This window comes from Nocardia alni, assembly GCF_019038435.1.
Taxonomy (GTDB): domain Bacteria; phylum Actinomycetota; class Actinomycetes; order Mycobacteriales; family Mycobacteriaceae; genus Nocardia; species Nocardia alni.
Genome location: NZ_JAGPOX010000161.1, coordinates 1 through 21180, shown reverse-complemented (window position 1 = coordinate 21180; position 21180 = coordinate 1). Strand labels below are relative to the sequence as shown.

General features: G+C 67.0%; 22 protein-coding genes. 9 read left to right on the top strand and 13 right to left on the bottom strand.

Translation table 11 applies throughout. The features are described from left to right. Positions 1-371 precede the first annotated feature (371 nt). Positions 372-1502 carry a Fic family protein gene (locus tag JZ791_RS37900; protein ID WP_216901797.1) on the top strand — a complete coding sequence of 377 codons (1131 nt, stop codon included), beginning with the start codon at positions 372-374 and terminating at the stop codon, positions 1500-1502. Positions 1503-1562: 60 nt separating this feature from the next. On the opposite strand, the gene JZ791_RS37895 is transcribed toward JZ791_RS37900, so the two are convergent. Together JZ791_RS37895 and JZ791_RS37890 are read right to left on the bottom strand one after the other, a co-directional pair. After that, positions 1563-2546 carry an LLM class F420-dependent oxidoreductase gene (locus tag JZ791_RS37895; protein ID WP_216901795.1) on the bottom strand — a complete coding sequence of 328 codons (984 nt, stop codon included), beginning with the start codon at positions 2544-2546 and terminating at the stop codon, positions 1563-1565. Positions 2547-2592: 46 nt separating this feature from the next. Then, a complete protein-coding gene (locus JZ791_RS37890; RefSeq protein ID WP_216901793.1) occupies positions 2593-2865 on the bottom strand; it encodes a hypothetical protein in 273 nt (90 codons plus the stop codon). 18 nt (positions 2866-2883) lie between these two features. Between JZ791_RS37890 and JZ791_RS37885 the strand changes: the two genes are divergently transcribed. The 4 genes from JZ791_RS37885 to JZ791_RS37870 all read left to right on the top strand — a co-directional run bounded on the left by JZ791_RS37885 (position 2884) and on the right by JZ791_RS37870 (position 6681). After that, a complete protein-coding gene (locus tag JZ791_RS37885) occupies positions 2884-3264 on the top strand; it encodes a DUF488 domain-containing protein (protein WP_216901791.1) in 381 nt (126 codons plus the stop codon). A gap of 487 nt (positions 3265-3751) precedes the next feature. After that, positions 3752-5038 (top strand): RNA 5'-3' helicase PhoH2, encoded by a 1287-nt coding sequence (phoH2, locus tag JZ791_RS37880; protein ID WP_216901804.1) that lies wholly within the window; start codon positions 3752-3754, stop codon positions 5036-5038. A gap of 161 nt (positions 5039-5199) precedes the next feature. Continuing rightward, positions 5200-5727 carry an LGFP repeat-containing protein gene (locus tag JZ791_RS37875; RefSeq protein ID WP_216901789.1) on the top strand — a complete coding sequence of 176 codons (528 nt, stop codon included), beginning with the start codon at positions 5200-5202 and terminating at the stop codon, positions 5725-5727. Positions 5728-5811: 84 nt separating this feature from the next. Beyond that, on the top strand, positions 5812-6681 hold the full coding sequence (locus tag JZ791_RS37870; protein ID WP_308163360.1) for an acyl-ACP desaturase: 870 nt from the start codon (positions 5812-5814) through the stop codon (positions 6679-6681). Here the strand turns inward: JZ791_RS37870 and JZ791_RS37865 are convergent. Then, a complete protein-coding gene (locus JZ791_RS37865) occupies positions 6667-7113 on the bottom strand; it encodes a limonene-1,2-epoxide hydrolase family protein (protein WP_216901787.1) in 447 nt (148 codons plus the stop codon). The two genes, JZ791_RS37870 and JZ791_RS37865, sit on opposite strands and share 15 nt — an antisense overlap. A gap of 79 nt (positions 7114-7192) precedes the next feature. After that, a complete protein-coding gene (locus JZ791_RS37860; protein WP_216901785.1) occupies positions 7193-7942 on the bottom strand; it encodes a TetR/AcrR family transcriptional regulator in 750 nt (249 codons plus the stop codon). Positions 7943-8038: 96 nt separating this feature from the next. Here JZ791_RS37860 and JZ791_RS37855 point away from each other — a divergent pair, with 96 nt between their 5' ends. Beyond that, positions 8039-9229 (top strand): FAD-dependent monooxygenase, encoded by a 1191-nt coding sequence (locus JZ791_RS37855; RefSeq protein ID WP_216901783.1) that lies wholly within the window; start codon positions 8039-8041, stop codon positions 9227-9229. 12 nt (positions 9230-9241) lie between these two features. Here the strand turns inward: JZ791_RS37855 and JZ791_RS37850 are convergent, their stop codons facing one another. From JZ791_RS37850 to glpX, 4 genes are all read right to left on the bottom strand, one after another. After that, the gene (locus tag JZ791_RS37850; RefSeq protein WP_216901781.1) at positions 9242-10645 is read right to left on the bottom strand and encodes a class II fumarate hydratase; all 1404 of its coding nucleotides are present in this window, start codon (positions 10643-10645) and stop codon (positions 9242-9244) included. Positions 10646-10728: 83 nt separating this feature from the next. Further along, on the bottom strand, positions 10729-11349 hold the full coding sequence (locus tag JZ791_RS37845) for a class F sortase (RefSeq protein WP_308163358.1): 621 nt from the start codon (positions 11347-11349) through the stop codon (positions 10729-10731). After that, entirely contained in the window at positions 11346-12206 is an 861-nt protein-coding gene (locus JZ791_RS37840; protein WP_216901779.1) for a hypothetical protein, read from the bottom strand. The genes JZ791_RS37845 and JZ791_RS37840 overlap by 4 nt, the downstream gene beginning before the upstream one ends. A 269-nt stretch (positions 12207-12475) precedes the next feature. After that, on the bottom strand, positions 12476-13519 hold the full coding sequence (gene glpX, locus JZ791_RS37835; protein ID WP_216901777.1) for a class II fructose-bisphosphatase: 1044 nt from the start codon (positions 13517-13519) through the stop codon (positions 12476-12478). Between the two features lie 301 nt (positions 13520-13820). Between glpX and JZ791_RS37830 the strand changes: the two genes are divergently transcribed. Both JZ791_RS37830 and JZ791_RS37825 read left to right on the top strand, forming a co-directional pair. Next, the gene (locus JZ791_RS37830; protein WP_216901775.1) at positions 13821-14387 is read left to right on the top strand and encodes a DUF4245 domain-containing protein; all 567 of its coding nucleotides are present in this window, start codon (positions 13821-13823) and stop codon (positions 14385-14387) included. A 96-nt stretch (positions 14388-14483) separates the two neighbouring features. Beyond that, the gene (locus JZ791_RS37825) at positions 14484-15371 is read left to right on the top strand and encodes a phosphotransferase family protein (protein ID WP_216901766.1); all 888 of its coding nucleotides are present in this window, start codon (positions 14484-14486) and stop codon (positions 15369-15371) included. Between the two features lie 30 nt (positions 15372-15401). Here the strand turns inward: JZ791_RS37825 and JZ791_RS37820 are convergent, their stop codons facing one another. The 5 genes from JZ791_RS37820 to JZ791_RS37800 form a co-directional block, all read right to left on the bottom strand. Then, positions 15402-15872 (bottom strand): GNAT family N-acetyltransferase, encoded by a 471-nt coding sequence (locus tag JZ791_RS37820; protein WP_216901764.1) that lies wholly within the window; start codon positions 15870-15872, stop codon positions 15402-15404. Between the two features lie 7 nt (positions 15873-15879). Continuing rightward, complete coding sequence (locus JZ791_RS37815) at positions 15880-16656, bottom strand: hotdog domain-containing protein (RefSeq protein ID WP_216901762.1); 777 nt, start codon at positions 16654-16656, stop codon at positions 15880-15882. Positions 16657-16805: 149 nt separating this feature from the next. Beyond that, a complete protein-coding gene (locus JZ791_RS37810; RefSeq protein WP_216901761.1) occupies positions 16806-17051 on the bottom strand; it encodes an exodeoxyribonuclease VII small subunit in 246 nt (81 codons plus the stop codon). Then, positions 17048-18325: an exodeoxyribonuclease VII large subunit gene (gene xseA, locus JZ791_RS37805; RefSeq protein WP_216901760.1), complete on the bottom strand. Its 1278-nt coding sequence runs from the start codon at positions 18323-18325 to the stop codon at positions 17048-17050. Before xseA ends, JZ791_RS37810 begins: the two co-directional genes overlap by 4 nt. Then, on the bottom strand, positions 18322-19020 hold the full coding sequence (locus JZ791_RS37800) for a lipid droplet-associated protein (RefSeq protein ID WP_216901759.1): 699 nt from the start codon (positions 19018-19020) through the stop codon (positions 18322-18324). The genes xseA and JZ791_RS37800 overlap by 4 nt, the downstream gene beginning before the upstream one ends. A 235-nt stretch (positions 19021-19255) precedes the next feature. Here JZ791_RS37800 and JZ791_RS37795 point away from each other — a divergent pair, with 235 nt between their 5' ends. Then, positions 19256-20260, top strand: coding sequence for a 4-hydroxy-3-methylbut-2-enyl diphosphate reductase (locus JZ791_RS37795; protein ID WP_216901758.1), 1005 nt, complete (start codon positions 19256-19258; stop codon positions 20258-20260). Positions 20261-21180: the final 920 nt, after the last annotated feature.

Here is a 21180-nt window from a genome sequence, read left to right as displayed (position 1 = left end):
CCCCCGTGATCGGCGGCCTCGAAATCCCCCTGCTTCCGGTCGATCTCGGCAATCGTCTCTGAAAAGTTGCCCATATCGGAATCGGTCTCGTCCATCTGAGCTCCCACCCTCGGCTACGTCGATCGACACCCACGGCTACCTCGTTAGATGATAGACATGAGAATCGGCGGACCGCAGCCAACTGCGGTGCCCAGAAGTTCGCGGAGGCGCGGGTGAACGCGTCAGGGGTTCGCTTCTCGCTGGTGGTACCGCGCGATAAGCCCCGTCGTTGATCCGGCTATCCGTAGTCGGGGATGCCTGCGGCGCGGACTTCCCGATAAGCTAGACTTGCGAGTATGCGATGAGGCTAGTCGCATAGTAGGCTTGTGTGTATGCTGTATTCCGTTCCGGAGCTCGACCGTCACGACGAACGTGTTCTGGCGGAGATCGATGATCTTCGGGATCGATTGCGTCATCTCATGGTGGAACCGCGACGTTGGGATCGGCCCCTGCGGCGCAATCTAGTCGCGAGGGCCGTCGTGGGATCCAACACGATCGAGGGGTACACCGTCAGCCTGAGTGACGCGGAATCGATCGTGGCCGGGTCGGAGGTGCACCCCGAATCCGATGAAGTGGCGTTGGCGGCTGTGTCGGGCTACCACGAGGCGCTGACATATGTGCAGCACAGTGCGCACTTCGAGGTCTTCACCTATGAGCAGATGCTGTTGTCAGCGCTGCATTTCATGATGTTGCGCCATCGTCCGGACATGTCGCCGGGGCGTTATAGGGGCGGGCCGATCCTCGTGACCGGTGGTCGCGGTCGTCCGCCCGCGTATGTCGGCCCGGAGGCCGTGCAGGTCCCCGCGCTGATGGCGGAGCTGGTGGACTGGTTGGAGAACGGCGATACCGATCAGCCGTTGTACGTGCGTGCGGCCATGGCGCATTTGAACCTGGTGAGCATTCACCCGTGGCGCGACGGCAACGGTCGGATGTCGCGTTGTCTGCACACGCTGGTGCTGGCGCGAGACAAGGTGCTCGCGCCGGAGTTCTCCTCGATCGAGGAGTGGCTGGGGATGAGCACGGTGAACACCGCCGAGTACTACACGGCCCTGGCGCAGTCCCAAGGTGGGTCGTACCTGCCGCAGCACGATACGCACGCCTGGGTTCGGTTCTGTCTGCGCGCGCACCATCTACAGGCCCAGCTCGTGGATCAGCGTGTTCGTTCGGCAAATACCTTGTGGGACAAGGCAATAGAATTGACAGCGAAGCTCGGCCTACATGACCGCACCGCCATCGCGCTGTTCGCCGCGGCGGAGGGAAACCTGCGCCGCTCCAGCTACGCGGCAGACGAAAGCCTCACCCGCGACCAAGCCCTCCGTGATCTGAACCTGCTGCAACGCGTGGAACTCATCCAGTCGGCGGGCGCCGGTGTGCGCCGACATTATCTCGCTGCCGGCCAATGGCGCGACGCGGCGGCACAGGTGCTGTCCGAGAACGAACTTCTGCGCGAGCCGTACGCGTAGTCCGTGATTTCGATGACCGTGCGCCCCTCGTATTCGCGAGGGGCGCACGGTCTTCCGTGGTCAGTTGTTGTGGACCAGGGGGCTCAGGGCCTTGCCTGCGAGTTCCAGGACGCCCTCCTCGTGGCCGTTGGCGACCATGTTGGCGATGACGCCGTTCACGCCGTGGTCCAGGATGCGGCGTTGGACCTGGTCGGCGACGTCGTCGGGGGTGCCGACGAACTGGCGGTCGGTCAGGTCCGCGGCGGCCTTGGCGTTGATGTCGGACTGGAATTTGCGGGCGCGGTCGCCGTCCTCGTCGACGATGGTGAAGGCCAGGAAGCTGGTTTCCAGGGTCTTCGGGTCGCGGCCGACCTCCTCGCAGCGGGCGTGCAGCGCCTCGATCTTGCGGGGCAGGTCGCTGGCGTTGCAGATGATGTTGAGGTGGTCGGCGTAGCGGGCGGCCATGCCGAAGGTCTTCTTCTCGCCGCCGCCGCCCAGCATGATCGGCAGGTCGTCGCGGATGCGCGGGTTGTTCAGGGCCTCGTGGGTGTGGTACCACTTCCCGTCGACCGTGGGGTGCTGGCCGTGCAGCATGGGCGCGATGATCGCCAGCGCCTCCTCGAGCCGCTCGAAGCGGTCGGTGAAGGTGCCGAATTCGTACCCGTAGCCGATGTGCTCGAATTCGTACCAGCCCGCCCCGATGCCGAGGACAGCGCGACCGCCGCTGACCACGTCGAGGGTCGTGACGGTCTTGGCCAGCATCGCCGGATTACGGTAGGTGTTGCCGGTGACCAGGGTGGAGAGCTGAATTCGTTCGGTCGCGGTCGCCAGCGCACCCAGGGCCGTGTACGCCTCGAGCATCGGCTCCTCGGGCGCACCCAGGTTGGGCAGCTGATAGAAGTGGTCCATCACGAACGCGGCGTCGAATCCGGCCGCCTCGGCCGCCCGCGCCTGCGCGATCACCGAGGGAAAGATCTCCCGCGCCGACGCCGGATGGCTGAAGACCGGCATCTGATAGCCGAGGCGGATCCGCCCGGCGTTGGTTTGTGAGGAAGAGTCGCTCATGGGACCAACGCTATGACTTGGAGAGCACTCCAAGTCAACCGTTCGCTCAGGAGTGTTCGGCGAGGTACTCCACGTACAGCGGACGTAGCACCTCGGCCACCTCGCCCTCGCCCGCGTGGACGTAGTCGTCCAGCATGGGCAGGACGTATTTGATGTCGGCGGTACTCTCGTCGAGGTTGCCCGTGGCGGCCTCGGCGGCGGGGATCTGTTCCAGCAGTTTCCACAGGAAGCGCACGTCACCGTGGCGCACCGCGTGCTTGACGGCGCGGTCGTGTAACTCCTTGGATGTGAGCTTCTCCAGCTCGGCGGCGTCGGCCATGAACCTAAACTACTTGTTGTGACGGACCGGCCGCTCGAGGGGGAACGTGCGTTCGAGGTGAAGCGCGTCTATGACAGGCCTGAGGACGTCGATGGGCGTCGTGTACTCGTGGATCGGCTCTGGCCGCGCGGAGTCGGCAAACAGCAGGCACGGATCGACGACTGGATGAAGGCGGTGGCGCCGTCGGCCGAGTTGCGGCGGTGGTTTCACGCCGATCCAGGCGAGCGCCGTGCCGAATTCGCCCGGCGATACCGCGACGAACTCGCCGACGACGAGCATCGGCAGGCCCTGGACCAGCTGCGCGAGCTGGCAGATGTGGGACATGTCACACTGATCACCGCGGTGAAAGACATTGCCCACAGCCACATTCCGGTGCTACTCGAGCGATTGCGCGACTGACGCACCGATCATCGGCGTGGCGTGATTATTGCGTATTCCGGGCATGTCGCGACCCTCCGGCATCCTGCCGCACCTCATCGAATGGCCTCTGACCAGCAGTTTTGAGATGTTCCAAGCGGAAATACGCCGTTGGGGCCGAGCTGTGCGTTAACGGGATCTTCACCAACACGCTCGAAAACGGGCAAGCCGGAACCGCAAAACAGCAGTAACGTCGGGAGTGCGAGCCGCGTAGGTGCGACTCGTACGGGAGGTCCTGATCGTGGCTGAGAACTTCAGTGCGAGGGGGCCGGCACCCGGCCCTCGGGTCGATTAGACCCCAAGGCGGACCGGTCCAGCGAGATACGTCCGTGCGGGTGTAGCACGGGCAACAAAGGAGCCCACCGTGACTGATGCACGCTCCGTCATCGCTTCCTCGAATGCCAGCTCCAAGGAGAGCGGCCGCACCGGAAAGGGAGCCTGTACTTCCGGCTCCGGCGAGAATTCCGGATTGAAAACCTTCGTGATCGACACCTCCGTCCTGTTGTCGGACCCCTGGGCCCTGACACGCTTCGGAGAGCACCAGGTGATCATTCCCCTGGTAGTGATCAGCGAACTGGAAGCCAAACGCCATCACCACGAACTGGGTTGGTTCGCCCGTGAAGCCTTGCGGCTGCTGGACGATCTGCGCTTGGAGCACGGCCGCCTCGACGAGCCTATTCCGATCGGCACGGGCATCATGCACGTCGAGCTCAATCACACCGATCCGGAGGTGCTTCCGGTCGGATTCCGCACCGACACCAACGATTCCCGCATTCTGGCCTGCGCGCTCAACCTTGCCGCCGAAGGCAAGACGGTGGTGCTGGTGTCGAAGGACATCCCGCTACGGGTCAAGGCCGGCGCGGTGGGCCTGCGGGCGGAGGAGTATCACGCACAGGACGTCATCACCACCGGCTGGACCGGCATGGCCGAACTCGACGTCAGCCCGGAGGCCGTGGACCGGCTCTACGCCGATACGGTGATCGATCTGGACGAGGCTCGGGATATTCCCTGCCACACCGGAATTCGGCTACTGGGTGCGAACGGCAGCGCGCTGGCGCGCGTGACCCCGGACAAGCGGGTGCAGCTGGTGCGCGGCGACCGCGAGGCCTTCGGGCTGCATGGGCGTTCGGCCGAACAGCGCATCGCCCTGGATCTGCTGCTGGACGAGAGCATCGGCATCATCTCGCTGGGCGGTAAAGCCGGTACCGGCAAGTCGGCGCTCGCGCTGACCGCGGGCCTGGAGGCGGTGCTGGAGCGGCGCACCCAGCGCAAAGTGGTGGTGTTCCGCCCGCTCTACGCGGTCGGTGGCCAGGAGCTGGGCTATCTGCCGGGCTCGGAGAGCGAGAAAATGGGCCCGTGGGCCCAGGCGGTCTTCGACACCCTCGACGGGCTGGCCAGCCCGGAGGTGCTGGAGGAGGTGCTCAGCCGCGGCATGCTGGAGGTGTTGCCGCTCACCCACATTCGCGGCCGGTCGCTGCACGATTCGTTCGTGATCGTGGACGAGGCGCAGTCGCTCGAGCGCAATGTGCTGCTGACGGTGCTGAGCCGGTTGGGCAGCGGATCGCGGGTGGTACTCACCCACGACGTCGCCCAGCGCGACAACCTGCGCGTCGGGCGGCACGACGGTGTCGCGGCGGTGATCGAGAAGCTCAAGGGGCATCCGCTGTTCGCGCACGTCACGCTCACCCGCAGCGAGCGCTCGCCGATCGCGGCGCTGGTCACCGAGATGCTGGAGGAGTACGGGCCGAACCTGTAGCAAGTCCATAGCTTTCGAGAGTTGGTGGGAGATCTCACCGAGACTCCAGTTCGGCAATGTTGTTGCGAATCAACTAAGGTTCGCTAGAGCATAGCTGTACATCGGATTCGAGTTGCCGGTGGCGTCGGTCGCGACCGGCAACTCCTCTCGAGAGGATGGACATGCACCACCTTGCTCGACGCACCGCCGCAGTGACGATGACCCTCGCCGCCGCGGCGCTGCTGTTCACCGGATGCAGTAACAGCAACAGCGATTCGTCGTCCAGTACGACCAGCTCGAGCGCCACGCAGAGTTCCGCCGAGACCACCACGCAGAGCGCCGGGGCCGGCGAGACCAAGATCCAGACGCCCAGTGGCGAATTCACCGTCTCCGGGCACCTGCTGGCCAAATACCAGGAGATGGGCGGCGTCTCGAGCCCACTCGGCCCGCCGACCGCCAACGCGGTGAGCGGCCCGGACGGCGGTTCCTGCCAGGAATTCACCGGCGGGGTCATCTGCTGGAGCGAGAAGACCCAGGCGCACGTGGCATGGGGCGAGATCCGCAAGAAGTGGGAGAGCGAGGGCGGCGTGAACGGCAAGTTCGGCTACCCCACCAGCGACGAGAAGGACGTTCCCGGCGGTAAGGAGAGCGACTTCACCGGCGGCACCATCAGCTGGGTGAACCAGCAGATCTCGGTCACGATGAAGTGACGTTTCGCGCCCCGGGGATCATTGGTCCCCGGGGCGGGTGGTTCGGGCTTACCATTTTCCGCGGACAATCTGTAGGTTGGCGACGTGCAAATTCTATTGACGGATCGTGAGCTGTTGGAATCGCTCGCGGCGGAGGTCGAGGAAAACCTCCGGCGTCATATCGACGCGGCCGACGGCTGGCAGCCGCACGACTACGTGCCCTGGGACGACGGCCGGAACTTCGGCTTTCTCGGAGGAATCGACTGGGAGCCGGAGCAATCCGAGCTCGGTGATGTCGCGAAGCTGGCGTTGACCGTCAGCGTGCTCATCGCGGACAACCTCCCCTCGTATCACCGCGAGATCGGCAAGTACCTGCGCACCGGATCGTGGTGGCGATGGGTCGGCCGGTGGACGGCCGAGGAGAACCGGCACGAGATCCTGATCCGCAACTACCTGATGGTCACCCGCGGGGTGGATCCGGTGGAACTCGAGCGGATGCGGATGGCCCATATGACCGCCGGATTCCGCCGTCCCGCACTGCATCTGATGGATGTGCTAGCCGCATGTGCCCTCGAGGAGCGCGCCGCCGGAGTCCGGCATCGCACCATCGCCGCACTGGGTGAGAACCTGATGGTCACAGCGATCGCCGATCGCATCGCCGCCGACGACGAACTGCAGTCCGAGTTCTTCGCCAACCTCGTGGCCGCGGGCCTGGACCTGGCCCCGGATCAGACGATGCGCGCGATCGCCGACCAGGTCGCGGCGTTCGCCGTCCCCGAGGTCACCCTCGCCGATGGCCGCAACAGCACCGCGGTGCTGGCCGAGGCCGGGGTCTACGATCCGGCGCGCGAGGGCGAGCTGGTCTTCGGCCCGCTGCTCGAACGCTGGAATGTCTTCGGCCGCAACGACTTCGGTGAAAACGGCGAGAAAGCCCGCGCCGAGCTGGCCCACCTGCGTCCGTCAGGGACGGCGTAACAGGGCTCCCCAGAGACCCTGCGCCGTCCCGCGCAGGAAATTCTCCCAGCTGAAGTGGTCGTGCCAGAGGGTGATGCGGCCGTCGACGAGTTCGAACGTGCCGCACACCCAGAAGGCGATCTCGATCGGCCCGAACCGCAGATAGTCGGTCCGTTCGGTCAGTACGGTGTCGCCCTCGGAGGCGGGGCGCCCGTCCGACTCCGCGGCGATGTGGTGCATATCGGCGCGAAAGCCGAACGAGTCCCGGCTCAGGCCGCGCAGCACTGCGTCCACGCGCCCGATGCCGCGCACGTCGGGCAGTGAGGTGTTCTTCCACACGATATCCGCGTCGAGCAGCTCGAGCGCCTCGTCCACCGCCCCTGTTTCCAGCGCCGCGAAGAACTCGCGGACCGTGGTGATCGCATCCTGACGTAGCTCCGGTTTTTCGGCCATGCACCGACTGTAAAACGCCCGCGGGCCTCATAGCGCGGATTCCGCCCCACTTCGCCCGTCGTGTTTGCCGCTTTCGGTCCTATCGGTGTGGCTGGACCGGCTGGATTTCGGGGTTGCGGGTGGCGATGAGGGCGGCGAGGCCGTCGAGGATGCGGTCGATGCCGAAGTGCAGGGCGTTGTCGCGAGACTCCGGTGTGGCCTGTTCGCTGAAGGCGGCCAGCGTGTGCGGGAAGTCCCCGGCCCGCGCGGCCACGGCCTGCGTGAATTGGTGGGCCATCCCCTCCTCCAGGTCGCCGGTCTGGCCGCCCAGGGCTGCCTGGGCGAGCGTGCGGGCGTGACCGGACAGCAATACCAGTGTGTCGAGTCGTTCGGGGCCGTTGAGGCCGGTATCGGCGAGCGCGGCCAGGGCGGCCTCGAACCAGCCGATCTCGTTGGGGCCGAAGGGACGTGAGTTGAGAATGACGGCGAGCGTCCACGGGTGCGCGCGCTGCCACTCGAAGGTCGCCACCGCCCAGGCGCGCAGCCTTGCCCGCCACGGTTCCTCGGCCGAGTCCTTCGTCGCGGCAACCAGATCCGGGGCGCCGGCCATCGTTCCGTCCAGCATCAGCGAGATCAGCTCGGCCTTGCCCGGCACGTAGCGATACAGCGCCATCTTCGCGCAGCCCAGCCGCTCTGCCAGACGCTGCATCGAAAGTTGCTCCAGCCCTTCGGAATCCGCGAGCCCGATGGCCTCGGCGACGATGCGCTCGAGCGACAGCGAGGGCTTCGGGCCACGCTTGGGGCGCTGCTGGGTGCCCCACAGCAGTTCGAGGGCGGTCGGTCCGGTCATCTCCCCATCCTGGCCGAATTCGGGCTTGACTCAAAACTGTGTCCGCCATACGCTAAATTGCGTCCGACAGACACAATTAGAAAACAGGAGCTCACCATGCGTAATCAGAGCGTTCTCGTCTCCGGCGCGAGCATCGCCGGACCGACCCTGGCCTACTGGCTGCACCGCTACGGCTTCGATGTCACCGTCGTCGAGCGGGCGCCGCGGCTGCGCCCGGGCGGGCAGGCCATCGACTTCAAGGGCCCCACGCATCGCACCGTGCTCGAGCGCATGGGGGTGTGGGAGGAGATCACGCGGCAGCGCACCGGGACGACCGATCTGGTGTTCGCCGACGAGTCAGGGCGCGAATTAGCGGTGATGTCAGGCGATTTCACCGGCGGGGATGTGGAGATTCTGCGCGGGGATCTGGCTCGGATCCTGTACGAGCGGACCGCAGGAAAATGTGAATACCTGTTCGGCGATTCGATCGCCGGGCTCAGCGAGACCGCCGACGGCGTCCATGTCGAATTCGAGCATGCGCCCGCGCGCACGTTCGATCTGGTCTTCGGCACCGACGGCATCCACTCGCGCGTGCGGCGGCTGGCCTTCGGCCCCGAACGGGACTATGTCCACTACCTGGGCTATTACTACTGCATCGCCGGTACCGCGGGGCTGGGCCACGACCCCGACGAGCCGCCGGTGCGCATACGGTCGACCGGTTACAACGCGCCCGGGCGGCTGGCAGTGCGGGGCGGTTTCAAGGCGGCGCAGCATTACATCTTCGCCTCTCCGGAGATCGACATCCCGCGCGACGACGTGCACGCGCAACAGCGGATCCTCGCTGACGCCTTCGCCGGAATCGGCGGGCCCGTTCCGGCCATGCTCGCGGAACTGCCCGGACTGGAGGACTTCTACCTCGACTCGCTCAGCCAGGTCCGGCTGGACGGCCACTACACGAAGGGGCGTTTCGCGCTCGTGGGCGATTCGGGATACGGAAATACCCTGGGCGGCTTCGGAACCGGCCTCGCGCTGGTCGGCGCCTACGTCCTGGCCGGTGAACTGGCCGTCGCCGGAGGCGATCACACCCTCGCCTTCGCCCGGTACGACGAGATCATGCGGCGCTACGCCAAGATCGCCGGCAACTCCAATGCCGGACGCTTCCTGGCGCCCAGGACCGCGCGGGGCATCCGGATGCGCAACTGGTTCTTCCGATCCCGCTCGTTCGCCCTCATGACGAAGTACGCCGACAGGGCGGCCAAGGATATCGACCTGCGGGACTACCCGGCCCTGGTCGGCGCGGCGGTGTAACCGGCCGGACGGTTACCGCGGATCCTGCACCTTCGCCATGGACAGCACGTCCAGGCGGCGGTCGAGTTCCTCGAGGGACAGCTTATCGCCGATGAGGCCGCGGTCGATGACCGTCTGGCGGATGGTTTTCTTCTCCTTCAGGGCCTGTTTCGCCACGGCGGCCGCCTCCTCGTAGCCGATCGCAGAATTCAGTGGCGTGACGATCGACGGGGATGATTCGGCCAGGTGGCGCAGGCGCTCGGTGTCGGCGGTGAGGCCGGTGATGCAACGGTCCGCGAACAGGCGGGAGACGTTGGCCAGCAGGCGGATCGACTCCAGGACGTTGCGGGCCATCATCGGGATGTAGACGTTCAGTTCGAACGCGCCGTTGCCGCCGCCCCAGGCGATCGCGGCGTCGTTCCCGATCACCTGCGCGGCGACCTGCGTGACTGCTTCGGGCAGAACGGGATTCACCTTGCCGGGCATGATGGACGAGCCCGGCTGCAGATCCGGCAGCTGGATCTCGCCCAGGCCCGTCAGCGGGCCGGAGCCCATCCAGCGAATGTCGTTGGCAATCTTGGTCAGTGAGATAGCGACAGTGCGCAGCGCGCCGGAGACCTCCACCAGGCCGTCACGTGCGGCCTGCGCCTCGAAATGATTCCTTGCCTCGGATAGTTCGTCGAGTCCGGTCGAACGACGAAGTTCGGCAACGACTTTCGCGCCGAATTCGGCCGGGGCGTTCAGTCCGGTGCCGACGGCCGTGCCGCCGATGGGCAACTCGCCCAGACGGACCAATGTCGCTGTCAGCCGCTCGATTCCGGCCTCGATCTGCCGGGTGTAGCCGCTGAACTCCTGGCCGAGCGTCACCGGCACGGCGTCCATCAGGTGGGTGCGCCCGGACTTCACCACACCGTGCCACTCGGCCGCCTTGTCCTGCAAGCGAAGTCGCAGGTGGCCGAGGGCCGGGATGAGATCCTTCACCACGGCCTCGGTCGCCGCCAGATGCGTCGCGGTGGGGAAGGTGTCGTTCGAGGACTGCGACATGTTGACGTCGTCGTTGGGATGCACGTTCACGCCACTCGCCGCGGACAGGCTCGCGATCACCTCGTTGGCGTTCATGTTCGAGCTGGTGCCCGACCCGGTCTGGAACACGTCGATCGGGAACTGCTCGTCGTGCTTCCCCTCGGCGATCTCACCCGCCGCCGCGATGATCGCCTCGGCCTTACCGGAATCGAGCAGTCCGAGATTCCGGTTCACCACCGCGCACGCCGCCTTCAGCAGCCCCAGCGCCCGGATCTGCGCCCGCTCGAGCCCCCGCCCGCTGATCGGGAAATTCTCGACCGCCCGCTGCGTCTGCGCCCGCCACAGCGCATCCACCGGAACCTTGACTTCCCCCATCGTGTCGCGCTCGGTCCGATACCGCGTCTCGTCGCTCATAATCCCGAGCCTAGGCCCGACCCGGCCCGGCATGTGCTGGCACGCCGTGAGGGTTTTCGCACATCCGGGCCGGGAATAGGTATCTAGGTCACCGAGGTGAGGGATGAATAGACGACCACGTTGGACAGGTAGTTCTTGGTGGTCTGGTCGAATTGGCCGCCGCAGGTCACCACCTGGAGGGTCGCTCCGCCGCGGGGGCCGAAGACGAGTTGGTCGGGAAACTGGGTTTTGTTGTACATGCGCACATCTGTGACCTTGAAGTGCGCGGTCTTTCCGTCGGCGCGGGTCACGTCGATCATGTTTCCGGGCTTGACGTTCTTCAGGTAGAAGAACACTCCGACGCCTTTGTACGAGTCGACGTGCCCGAGAATGACCGCCGAACCCTGCTCACCAGGGGCGGGGCCCTTCTGGTACCAGCCGGCCTGCTGGTAGTTGGCCGGGACCTGGACCGAGCCGTCGGTATTCAGTCCCAGCGCGATCAGCGACCCCGTGGCGTTGATCGAGGAGATCTTGAACGACACCGGGGTCGAGCGACTGATCGGCGGTGCGGTCTGTGCGGCGGTGGTCGCGGCCTTACTGGACGCGGCGGCGGTGCTCGATGTGCTGGTCGACGATCCGCAACCGGTGACGAGGATCGCGATGAGCGCCAGTGCGGCTGCGGCGGTACCGAAACGTCTTGCGCCGGAATTGATTCTGGTGGTCACTGCTCGCTCACCTGCTGCGCCAGGCCGCCCGCGCCGGTGTCCGGTGCGCCCTTCGGGACGACGTACCCGCCGGCCGGAATCTGATCGGTGACCGCGGGGCCGCCGGGAATGCCCAGGGTGGCATCGGCCGGGATGGCCATGCCGTACGCGATGTCCGGTCCGGCCGCCCCCGCGCCGGCCGCGGCCAGATCGATGCCGCCGAGCGCCGCACCACCGCCGTTCAGGCCTGCGCCGAGCGCTCCGCCGCCCTGTGCGTTCACACCCGCACCCACTTGACCATTGCCGTTGACACCTGCGCCGATGCCGATACCGGCTCCGGTCTGGCCATTGCCGTTGACACCTACGCCCCCGTTGATCCCCGGGCCGGTTTGCCCATTGCCGTTCACGTTGATGCCCGCACCGGGCTGTCCATTGGCGCCCGCGCCGATGCCGATGCCCGCGCCCGTTTGGCCGTTGCCGTTGACGCCGGTGGTGATGCCCGCGCCGGTGTGGCCGTTGGTACCTACGCCGATGCCCGCGCCTGTCCGGCCGTTGCCGTTGACACCCACACCGGGATCGGCACCCGCTCCGATCTGGCCGCCGGCGCCCGCACCGGTGTTGATGCCCGCCCCCGTCTGGCCGTTGCCGTTGACACCTATGCCGATTCCACCGTTCGGCTGCCCGGGGACTCCGGGCGTCGCGGTCGGGGCCGGGGCGCCACCCACACCGGCGCCGACGGTGAGCCCGCCGAGATTACCGCCCAGGGTGACGGCCGGGGGAGCCGGCGCGGGCGTGGTGGGCGTTGCTCCCGCCGACGGCGCACCCACCGCGACCGCGGCCGCGACGATCGCCGCCGCGCGAGAAAGTCTTACTGACATCGTTGCTGCACTTCCGAGACATTCCCGACCGATTTGTACTAGCTGTCGTACGGTCCGCGGATGCCGTTACGGAGAATTTGCCCTGTGTGCCTGCTGTGCGCCGCATCGAGTCGGAATTGCCCGGCCATCCGCATCGGCAGAGCCCGAAACCGAACGTGCCCACCTCCGGAAGCCAGAGGTGGGCACGCGATTCGAAGCTCGGTCCGTCGCGAAACGGTCGAGGCGGGCCGCATCGAACGGCCGATCCGCCCGACGCGGTGACTCGCCGATTACGGCAGCGGCGGGACCGCGTGTTCGTCGCCGAGGAAGTCGACCGAGGAGTACTCGCGCAGTTTGGTCAGGCGGTGGTAGGCGTCGATCATGCGGACCGTGCCGGACTTGGAGCGCATGACGATCGACTGGGTGTAGGCGCCGCCGCCGTAGTAGCGCACGCCGCGCAGCAGGTCGCCGTCGGTGACGCCGGTGGCGCAGAAGAAGACGTTATCGCCGGCGACCAGGTCCTCGGTGCTCAGGATGCGGTCGAGGTCGTGGCCGGCGTCCAGGGCTTTCTGCCGCTCCGCAGCGTCCGTGGGGGCCAGGCGGGCCTGGAGGGCGCCGCCCATGCAGCGCATGGCCGCGGCGGCGATGATGCCCTCTGGGGTGCCGCCGGTGCCGATCAGGATGTCGATGCCGGATTCGGGACGGGCCGTGGCGATGGCGCCGGCGACGTCACCGTCGTTGATCAGGCGTACGCGGGCGCCTGTCTCGCGCACCTCGCCGATGAGCTGACCGTGCCGCGGGCGGTCCAGGATGCAGACGGTCAGGTCGGAGACCGAGGAACCCTTGGCCTTGGCCACGCGGCGCAGGTTTTCCGTGATCGGAGCGGCCAGGTCGATGACGTCGGCGGCCTCCGGGCCGACGGCGATCTTTTCCATGTAGAACACCGCCGACGGGTCGAACATCGCACCGCGCTCGGCCACCGCGAGCACGGCGATCGCGCCCGGCGAGCCCTTCGACATCAGGGTCGTGCCGTCGACCGGGTCGACCGCGAAGTCGACCTCCGGGCCGGTGCCGTCGCCGACCGCCTCGCCGTTGTACAGCATGGGCGCCTCGTCCTTCTCGCCCTCGCCGATCACCACGACGCCCCGCATGGACACGGTGTGCACCAGTTGACGCATCGCGTCGACCGCCGCGCCGTCGCCGCCCTCCTTGTCGCCCCGGCCGACCCAGCGGCCCGCGGCCATCGCGCCCGCCTCGGTCACCCGGACCAACTCCAGTGCGAGGTTCCGGTCGGGAGCCTCGCGGCGGCTGGTCGAAGGGGTAGGTGCCGTCATTTGCGGTGCCTCCTGTAGTTGTCTACTGCTGCGTAAATTGTCGCAGAACGGTCAGTACGGACTGACGGGTACTACCCGCTAGCGTTCCGTAGTTCCGTCACTTGGCTGGTAGACGAGCTGTGATCCCCACCTCGCCATGGTGCACCGGAAGCATGGGCGGTGAGCAGACTACAGAGTTCGCGGCCCGGGTCGATTCTGGACCGACGGAGCGGGGGAGCGAAGCGGAGGAGCGGAGGAGGAAGAATCGGCCCCTCGGGGGCCGCGAACCCGCCGTAGCGAAGCGGAGGCCATACTACAGAGCGTGCCGAATCAGAAGCCCCGGATCCTCAACGACTACAGAGACCTGATCTGGTCGCTGATTCCGCTGGTGCTGATCTGCGTGGTTCTGGCCGCCCTCAGCCAGCAGTGCAGCGTTTCGACGCACGGTCCGACGACGGGAGCCGTGCCGCACTTCGATGTCCGGGACGCGCTGCAGGACGACGCGCACAGCCTGCCTTTCCCGATCCGGCAGCCGAGTCTGCCGAGCGATTGGCGGCCCAACTCCGGCAGCCGTGACACCATCACCGGGGCGGACGGTGGCGATGTGAGCACCGTCGGATACATCTCACCGCAGGGCACGTACATGCAGTTGACGCAGTCCAACGCGACCGAATCGGCGCTGGCCGATCACGTTCTGCAGACCCGCATGCCCTCGGGCGCCGAGATGGTCGGCGGCCAGAAGTGGACGGTGTACCACGTGCAGGGCAACGAACCGGCCTGGATCGCCGATTTCGGCGCCGTGCGGGTGCTGATCAAGGGCGCGGGCAACCAGTCGGCATATATGACTCTGGCCGGTTCGATCGATGCGGCGCAGCCGCTGAAGGCCTGAGCCTACCTGCTGATTCCCCGGTGGTGCGCGGATTCTCGGTGCCCGATCCACGCAACTGGCGGTTGACGAGCGAACGTTTCGGTTACCGTTGGTCGGGTGGATCGTGCGGACTTCGGTTGGCTCGAGCAGGCATTGGACCAACCGGTTATCGAGGTGGCGTCGGCCGAGCAGGAATTCGGGAAGCACCTCGATGTGGTGACCCTGGGGGACGGTTCCCGCGTGGCGCCGCGGCAGTTCCGAAGGCGTGAGGATGCCGAGTGGTGCTTGCGGATTCTGGAGGCGTTGCGAGATCCGGCCGCGGACAGGGGGATTGCGCTCGCGGGCATCCGGCTGTACGAACTCGAGGAGGACCCGCCCTGGGTCGTGTTCGAGGTGCTGCCGGGCGCTGCGGGCGAGGAATCGGTGCTGCGTGGACCGAATTTTCCCAGGCTGGCACGGGCCATGGGGGAGACGCTCGTGGAATTCTCCGAATTGCCCTGTGCCGATGTGGAACTCGATGATATGTGGGCCCGTCCGCGGTATCTGGCCGCCCGCGCCGACGCCTGGGCCGAATGTCTCGCGCCCGCGCTGTCCGCCGAGCAGGTCGCCACCCTGGAACGGGTGCTGGCCGAGCTGCCCGCCCTGTTCGAGGGCCGTCCCGCGGTGCTCGCCCACGGCGACTACGCACCGGTCAACATTCTCGTACACGGCGACACGGTGACCGGTCTGCTGGATGTCGAATTCGTCCGTGTGGCCGATCCGCTGTACGACGCGGCCTGGTGGGCATGGTCGGTGGGGTTGTGCGGGGCCGACGTGCTGGCGGCGGGGCTGCCGGAATTCCTCGCGGGCATGGGTCTGGATCCGGCCGAGCCCGTTCTCGCACAGCGTATCCGGTCGTTGCAGCTGGTTCGCACCCTGGAGATCCTCGCCGATGCGGATCTGCCTCCGGGCAGGTGGCGGGCGGTGCACGAACGGCTGATCGGCCTCCTGGGACAGGAAGATTGAGCGGCCTGCCGAGGTAGGCGGCTCGGGTGTCTACAGGACCACGCGATGCATGCCGATGGAACTCGGTGCGGTGTTGATGAACCCGAATTGCCGGTAGAGGTGGTGTGCCGCACCGTCGGCGATCAACGAGACGTATGCCGAAGCCGGTGCGCGGCAGTCTAATTCGCGGGTGAGTTCGCGCATGATGGATCTCCCGAGACCGTGCCCCTGAAAGGGCGGCAGCACGCAGATGTCGACGATCTGGAAGAAGCAGCCGCCGTCGCCGATGATCCGGCCCATACCCACGGGACGGCCGTCGTGCAGGACCAGCACCCCGTACCAGGAGTTCGGCAGGCCGATCGCCGCTCCCGCGTCGGATCGGGGGCCCATTCCACAGTCGGCACGCAGGTGGCAGTAGTCCTCGGGGGTGGGCACGCCGGAACGGATTTCGATGGTCGATTCGCCGTCCTCGCGGACGATCGCCGTCGTGGCGAGAAGTTTCCCGGAGTCGAATTCGTGCATCGCGCGTTTATGGCTCGTCGAAGGTCCTGACCGTGGCCAGCGTGACCATCCGATTGTCGCTGCCCGAATCGCGCAGCTCCACCCGCCCGACGCCCTCGCGCAGGGTGGCGGTCGCGACCAGCGGGCCGACTCGGGCCGGCTGAAGGTAGCGCAGGCCCAGGGAGCACAGGGTGCGGCCCGGTGCAAGGGACAGCACGGCCTCCTCGGCGGCCAGGGAGATCAGACCGCCATTGATGGTGTTGGCGGCGTTCAGGCCCTCTTCTGTCCGGGGCAGCACCGCCACGCCGGGGCTGCGTCGTTCGCACTGCGCGCGTTCGGCCAGCGGCATGGTCAGCCGCTGGTTGTTCCGCGGCAAATCGATCAGGAACGGGCGCGAAACCCGCACGTCGGGATTGGGCGCGGCCATGAACGAGGCGGCGCCGAAGGCGAAGGGCACGTCGTCACAGCTGAACTCGATCTCCGCGACGACCACCGAGCGTCCTGCCTTGACCGTGCGGCCGACGGCCCGCACCTCGCCCGTGCTCGGCGCGGGGCGGTACAGATTGATGTCCAGTTCCAGGGTGACCGGCACGCGGGGATGCATGACCAGCCCCGAGAGCAGACCCGCTATGGTGTCGGACCACGTCGCCAGGATCGACGTGCGCAGCCGGGAGGTCCCGGGCACGTGCATCTCGGGCGTGATCACCGCCGAACCGTGCAGCTCGTCGCCGACGCGTTTGGTCGTGAATCCCAATTCGAGCAGGATGTGCCGTCGCTTGGCCAGCCTGTCGTCGACCTCTGTCACGGCGTCTCCTCATCTTCGGCGCAGCGGTCCGTGCCGCTCAGCTCCGGCGTGCGGAACCCAGTGTTCGCCGCTCACATCAAGACAACCTCGAGTGATCGTGACATCACAAGTCTCGTTCTCGGTTTTGAGAGTGAGATTCTGCACTGGGGTTACTGCTCGTCGCCGATCTCCCGGCGGGACAGGGCGTCCTCGACGCGTTTGCGGGCGCCGGCGAGATGTTCCTCGCAGCGGGTGGCCAGCGCCTCGCCGCGCTCCCACAGGGTCAGGGAGTCGTCCAGGTCCATGCCGCCCTGTTCGAGCATCTTCACCACGTTCACCAACTCGTCGCGGGCGCGCTCGTAGCCGAAGGTCGTGATCTCGGCGAGGTCGTTCGTCGCGGCATCGCTATCGGTCACTGCGGGGGCTCCTTGGTGATGGTCTGGACGCCCAGTGCGGCGGCGCTGATCGCGCCGTCGGCGACGCGGATGCGTAACTGGGAGCCGGGCGGGGAGTCGTCGACCGAGCGGATCACGTGCCGCTCTGCTCCCGAAACACGCTGTACAACAGCGTATCCGCGGGCGAGGGTGGCGGCCGGGCCGACGGCGGTGAGTTTTTCACGCAGGTGCCGAGTTGTCGTGGACTCGGCGGTGAGCGTGTGTTCGATGGCGCGCTGGGTGGTCGTGCGCAGCCGCTGGATCTCCTCGTGGCGCTGGTCGAGCAGGCGCAGCGGATCGGCCAGCACCGGGCGTGAGCGCAGTGAATCCAGGGCGCGCAACTCGCGCTGTACCCAGCCGCGCAGGGCCGCCGCGGACCGCTCGCGCAGATCGTGCACCATCGACAGTTCCGCCGCGGCGTCGGGGACGACGCGTTTGGCAGCGTCGGTGGGTGTGGCCGCGCGCAGGTCCGCGACGTAGTCCGACAGTGGATTGTCCGGCTCGTGCCCGATCGCGCTCACGATCGGAGTCTTCGCGGAAACGATGGCGCGGCACAGGGTTTCGTCGGAGAACGGCAGCAGGTCCTCGACGCTGCCGCCGCCGCGGGCCAGCACGATCACGTCCACGTCCGGATGCCGGTCCAGTTCGGCCAGGGCATCGATGATCTGCGGTACCGCCGTCGGGCCCTGCACCGCGGTATTGCGAACCTCGAAACGCACTGCGGGCCAACGCTGCCGGGCCACGCTCAGCACATCGCGCTCGGCCGCGCTCGCGCGGCCGGTGATCAGCCCGATCGTGCCGGGCAGGAACGGAATCGGTCGCTTGAGGCGCTGATCGAACAGGCCCTCGGCGGCCAGCAGCGCCTTCAGCCGCTCGATCCGGGCCAGCAGTTCGCCGATGCCGACCGGACGAATCTCGGTGACCCGCAACGACAATGTGCCGCGTCCGGTGAAGTAGCCGAACTTTCCGTAGACGACGACGCGGCTGCCCTCTTGCAGCTCTACGGCCGAATTGCGCAGCAACGCAGGCTCACACGTCACCGACAGTGACATGTCCGCGGCCGGGTCGCGCAGCACCAGGAAGGCGGTGCGGGTGCCGGGGCGGAGGTTCATCTGGGTGATCTGCCCCTCCACCCAGACGCTGCCGAGCCGGTCGATCCACTGCGCCACCTTCAATGCGATGCTGCGCACCGGCCATGGGTTCTCCGCCGAATTCGCCGGGCGCGCAGGGGCCGATTGTGCCGGTTCCTCCGTCACTGGGCCTGCACTGTGGCGATCCGGTTGGTCAGCATCGTGACGAAGGCCGCCCGGTCGCGGGTCTGGCGCTCGTAGGTCAGCAGCGCGTCGAGGTCGCCGAGGGTGAGCATGCGCAGGCGGGCGCGCAGCTGGGCCAGGGTCATATTGAGGTAGTCGTATCGGGTGGCTACCTCCGGTTCGGCGATCGCGTGGCCGTTGCCGTTCGCCTTCGCGGCGTCGGGGGATCCGGCGATGATGGCGGAACCTGTTGTCGCCGAGTCGGGTTCGGGGTCGTCGGGCTCGTCGAACTCCGGTTCCGGTGCGATGAACGTCGCCTCCAGCGTGGCGGATTCCGGTTCGGATTCGGTGGACGCCGGTTCGTGCGCGGCGAACTCGGCCTCGGACGTACCGGCCTCGGCGTAGAGGTCGAAGCGGCTCAGGGACGCGGTGGGGCCGGGCGCGCCGTCCTCGTCGTCCTCGTCGAAGGTCGCCCACGCGGGCTGTTCCTGCGGGCGGTTGATCAGCTGATCGAAGACCTCGTCACCCTTCAGCGCGAGGCTGGTGACGAACTGCTGCGCGTGCATGGTGGTCTGCAACAGTTGACTGATCGCGGTGATCGGCAGATTCATTGCGGTGGCCGGCAGCCGACGGGCTTCCTCGAGGGCGTAGACGGCGGCACCGGCGGCGAGCCGGGCGACGAACGGCGGTCGAAACATAGCCCTAGCCTGCCCGATTCGTGGTGGGAAACAAAGGAGGGGATCCACCTGCGCCATTCTCCTGACGTTCATTCGAGTGTATGCTTCCGCCCCCGGATCTCCGGTGTGACCACGCCTGTGCGGGAACCGGCCGCGTCGAACCTGTGAGTGGATTCACATGCGTGTCGGGTCGCACGACACGGTACTGGGCGCGACTGCGCGCGTGTCGAAAACGGTCCGCACGTAAGCTGTGGGCATGTCCTCCGCTATCCCCTTGAACGTCGGAATTGCCCGGTCGGCGGGTACGAGCGCCACCGGATCGGCCAAGCGCGTACTACTCGCCGAGCCGCGTGGCTACTGCGCCGGTGTGGATCGGGCGGTGGAGACGGTCGAGCGCGCGCTGGACAAGCACGGCGCGCCGATCTACGTGCGCAAGGAGATCGTGCACAACCGCCACGTCGTGGAGACGCTGCGCGAACGCGGCGTGGTCTTCGTCGACGAGACCGACGAGGTGCCCGAGGGTTCGGTCGTGGTGTTCTCCGCGCACGGCGTGTCGCCGATGGTGCATCAGGAGGCCGCCTCCCGCAGCCTGCACGCCATCGATGCCACCTGCCCGCTGGTCACCAAGGTGCATCAGGAGGCCAAGCGCTTCGCCCGCGACGATTACGACATCCTGCTCATCGGCCACGAGGGCCACGAGGAGGTCGAGGGCACCGCCGGTGAGGCCCCCGATCACGTGCAACTGGTGGACGGCCCCGAGTCGGTCGCGAATGTCACGGTGCGCGACGAGAGCAAGGTGATCTGGCTGTCCCAGACCACCCTGTCGGTGGACGAGACCATGGAGACGGTGCAGCGGTTGCGCGAGCGCTTCCCGGATATGCAGGATCCGCCGAGCGACGACATCTGCTACGCCACCCAGAACCGCCAGGTCGCGGTGAAGGCGATGGCGCCCGAATGCGATCTGGTGATCGTGGTCGGCTCGCGCAACTCCTCCAACTCCAAGCGCCTGGTCGAGGTCGCGCTCGGCGCCGGCGCCCAGTCGGCGCATCTGGTCGACTACGCGCGCGAGGTAGACCCGGCCTGGTTCGAGGGCATCCGCACCATCGGCGTCACCTCCGGCGCCTCGGTCCCGGAGATCCTGGTCCAAGGCGTGCTGGATCTACTGGCCGAACACGGCTACGGCGACGTCCAGCCGGTCACCACAGCCAACGAGACGCTGGTGTTCGCTCTGCCTCGCGAATTGCGCGCCGCCCGCGGCTGAGGTGTGGGCCCGGCGTACCAGGCCGGAGTGCGGATCAGCCTACTGGCGTGGAGGTCGCGAGGGACGAGACTTTTGTGTTCGGCCTGCCTCGAGAGGTTAGGTGCTGGTCGTAGCCGAGGTGGGCTCGGGCGTGGCAGGCCGGAGAGCGGTGGAGGTCGGGGGGAACGAGATGCTGGTGGTTGCGCTGGGTCGGGAATTGCGCGGTGCCTGCGGCTGTGGGGGCCGGGGCAGAGGCCGGGCGACAACATCGCCGTTATTAGGTGCGGATTTCGGTGACCAGGGCTGAAGGAGGGGTTTGGCCGTCTGGCTTTGGGGCGGGGCGAGCCGATGTGTTCGGCCTGGCTCGGGAAGCGGGTGCTGCTCGCAGTTGAGGTGTGGGCCCGGGTGCAGCGGGCCGGAGAGCAGATTGAGCAGTCTGGTGTGGTGGTCGGGGAGAACGAGACGCTGGTTGCGCTACGTCGGGAATTGAGGACTGCCGCGGCTGCGAGGTGGACCCGGGGCGGTTGGGTCCGGGTGCAGGGGGGCTGAGGGGGATTGGGTCCCCTCGAGTGGTTGGGCTCTGAGGTCTGGCGAGAAACTACGGAACCCTGTGTGAATCGGCACGTGGCGGGTGCGAATCGTGGCGTTGAGCTGTTCAGGCTGGGTCTGCCTGGGCCGTACGGGGAATCCGCACCGTCTTGTGTGACTGAGCAGACCATGTGGGCAGTGAGCAGTCGGTATAGCTATTGCTCAGTGCTCGTACGGGCTGCTCGGTGAGGGGCAACCTCCCTGGACATCGCACTCGGAACGATTTTGGGTGACAGCTGCCAGTACCATGTATTCGGCCGGGAGTGGTAGGCGATTTGTTCGGGCTCTACGCCTCGCGATAGCGAACGTTCGGGCGGGGATGTGGGGGGACATCTCCGTACTCGGCCCGGGGG

Excerpts from the sequence above, each read along its gene's own strand:
- JZ791_RS37900 (WP_216901797.1), top strand. The coding sequence starts at position 372 with ATGCTGTATTCCGTTCCGGAGCTCGACCGTCACGACGAACGTGTTCTG.
- JZ791_RS37895 (WP_216901795.1), bottom strand. The coding sequence starts at position 2,546 with ATGAGCGACTCTTCCTCACAAACCAACGCCGGGCGGATCCGCCTCGGC.
- JZ791_RS37890 (WP_216901793.1), bottom strand. The coding sequence starts at position 2,865 with ATGGCCGACGCCGCCGAGCTGGAGAAGCTCACATCCAAGGAGTTACAC.
- JZ791_RS37875 (WP_216901789.1), top strand. The coding sequence starts at position 5,200 with ATGCACCACCTTGCTCGACGCACCGCCGCAGTGACGATGACCCTCGCC.
- JZ791_RS37865 (WP_216901787.1), bottom strand. The coding sequence starts at position 7,113 with ATGGCCGAAAAACCGGAGCTACGTCAGGATGCGATCACCACGGTCCGC.
- JZ791_RS37860 (WP_216901785.1), bottom strand. The coding sequence starts at position 7,942 with ATGACCGGACCGACCGCCCTCGAACTGCTGTGGGGCACCCAGCAGCGC.
- JZ791_RS37855 (WP_216901783.1), top strand. The coding sequence starts at position 8,039 with ATGCGTAATCAGAGCGTTCTCGTCTCCGGCGCGAGCATCGCCGGACCG.
- JZ791_RS37850 (WP_216901781.1), bottom strand. The coding sequence starts at position 10,645 with ATGAGCGACGAGACGCGGTATCGGACCGAGCGCGACACGATGGGGGAA.
- JZ791_RS37840 (WP_216901779.1), bottom strand. The coding sequence starts at position 12,206 with ATGTCAGTAAGACTTTCTCGCGCGGCGGCGATCGTCGCGGCCGCGGTC.
- glpX (WP_216901777.1), bottom strand. The coding sequence starts at position 13,519 with ATGACGGCACCTACCCCTTCGACCAGCCGCCGCGAGGCTCCCGACCGG.
- JZ791_RS37820 (WP_216901764.1), bottom strand. The coding sequence starts at position 15,872 with ATGCACGAATTCGACTCCGGGAAACTTCTCGCCACGACGGCGATCGTC.
- JZ791_RS37800 (WP_216901759.1), bottom strand. The coding sequence starts at position 19,020 with ATGTTTCGACCGCCGTTCGTCGCCCGGCTCGCCGCCGGTGCCGCCGTC.
- JZ791_RS37795 (WP_216901758.1), top strand. The coding sequence starts at position 19,256 with ATGTCCTCCGCTATCCCCTTGAACGTCGGAATTGCCCGGTCGGCGGGT.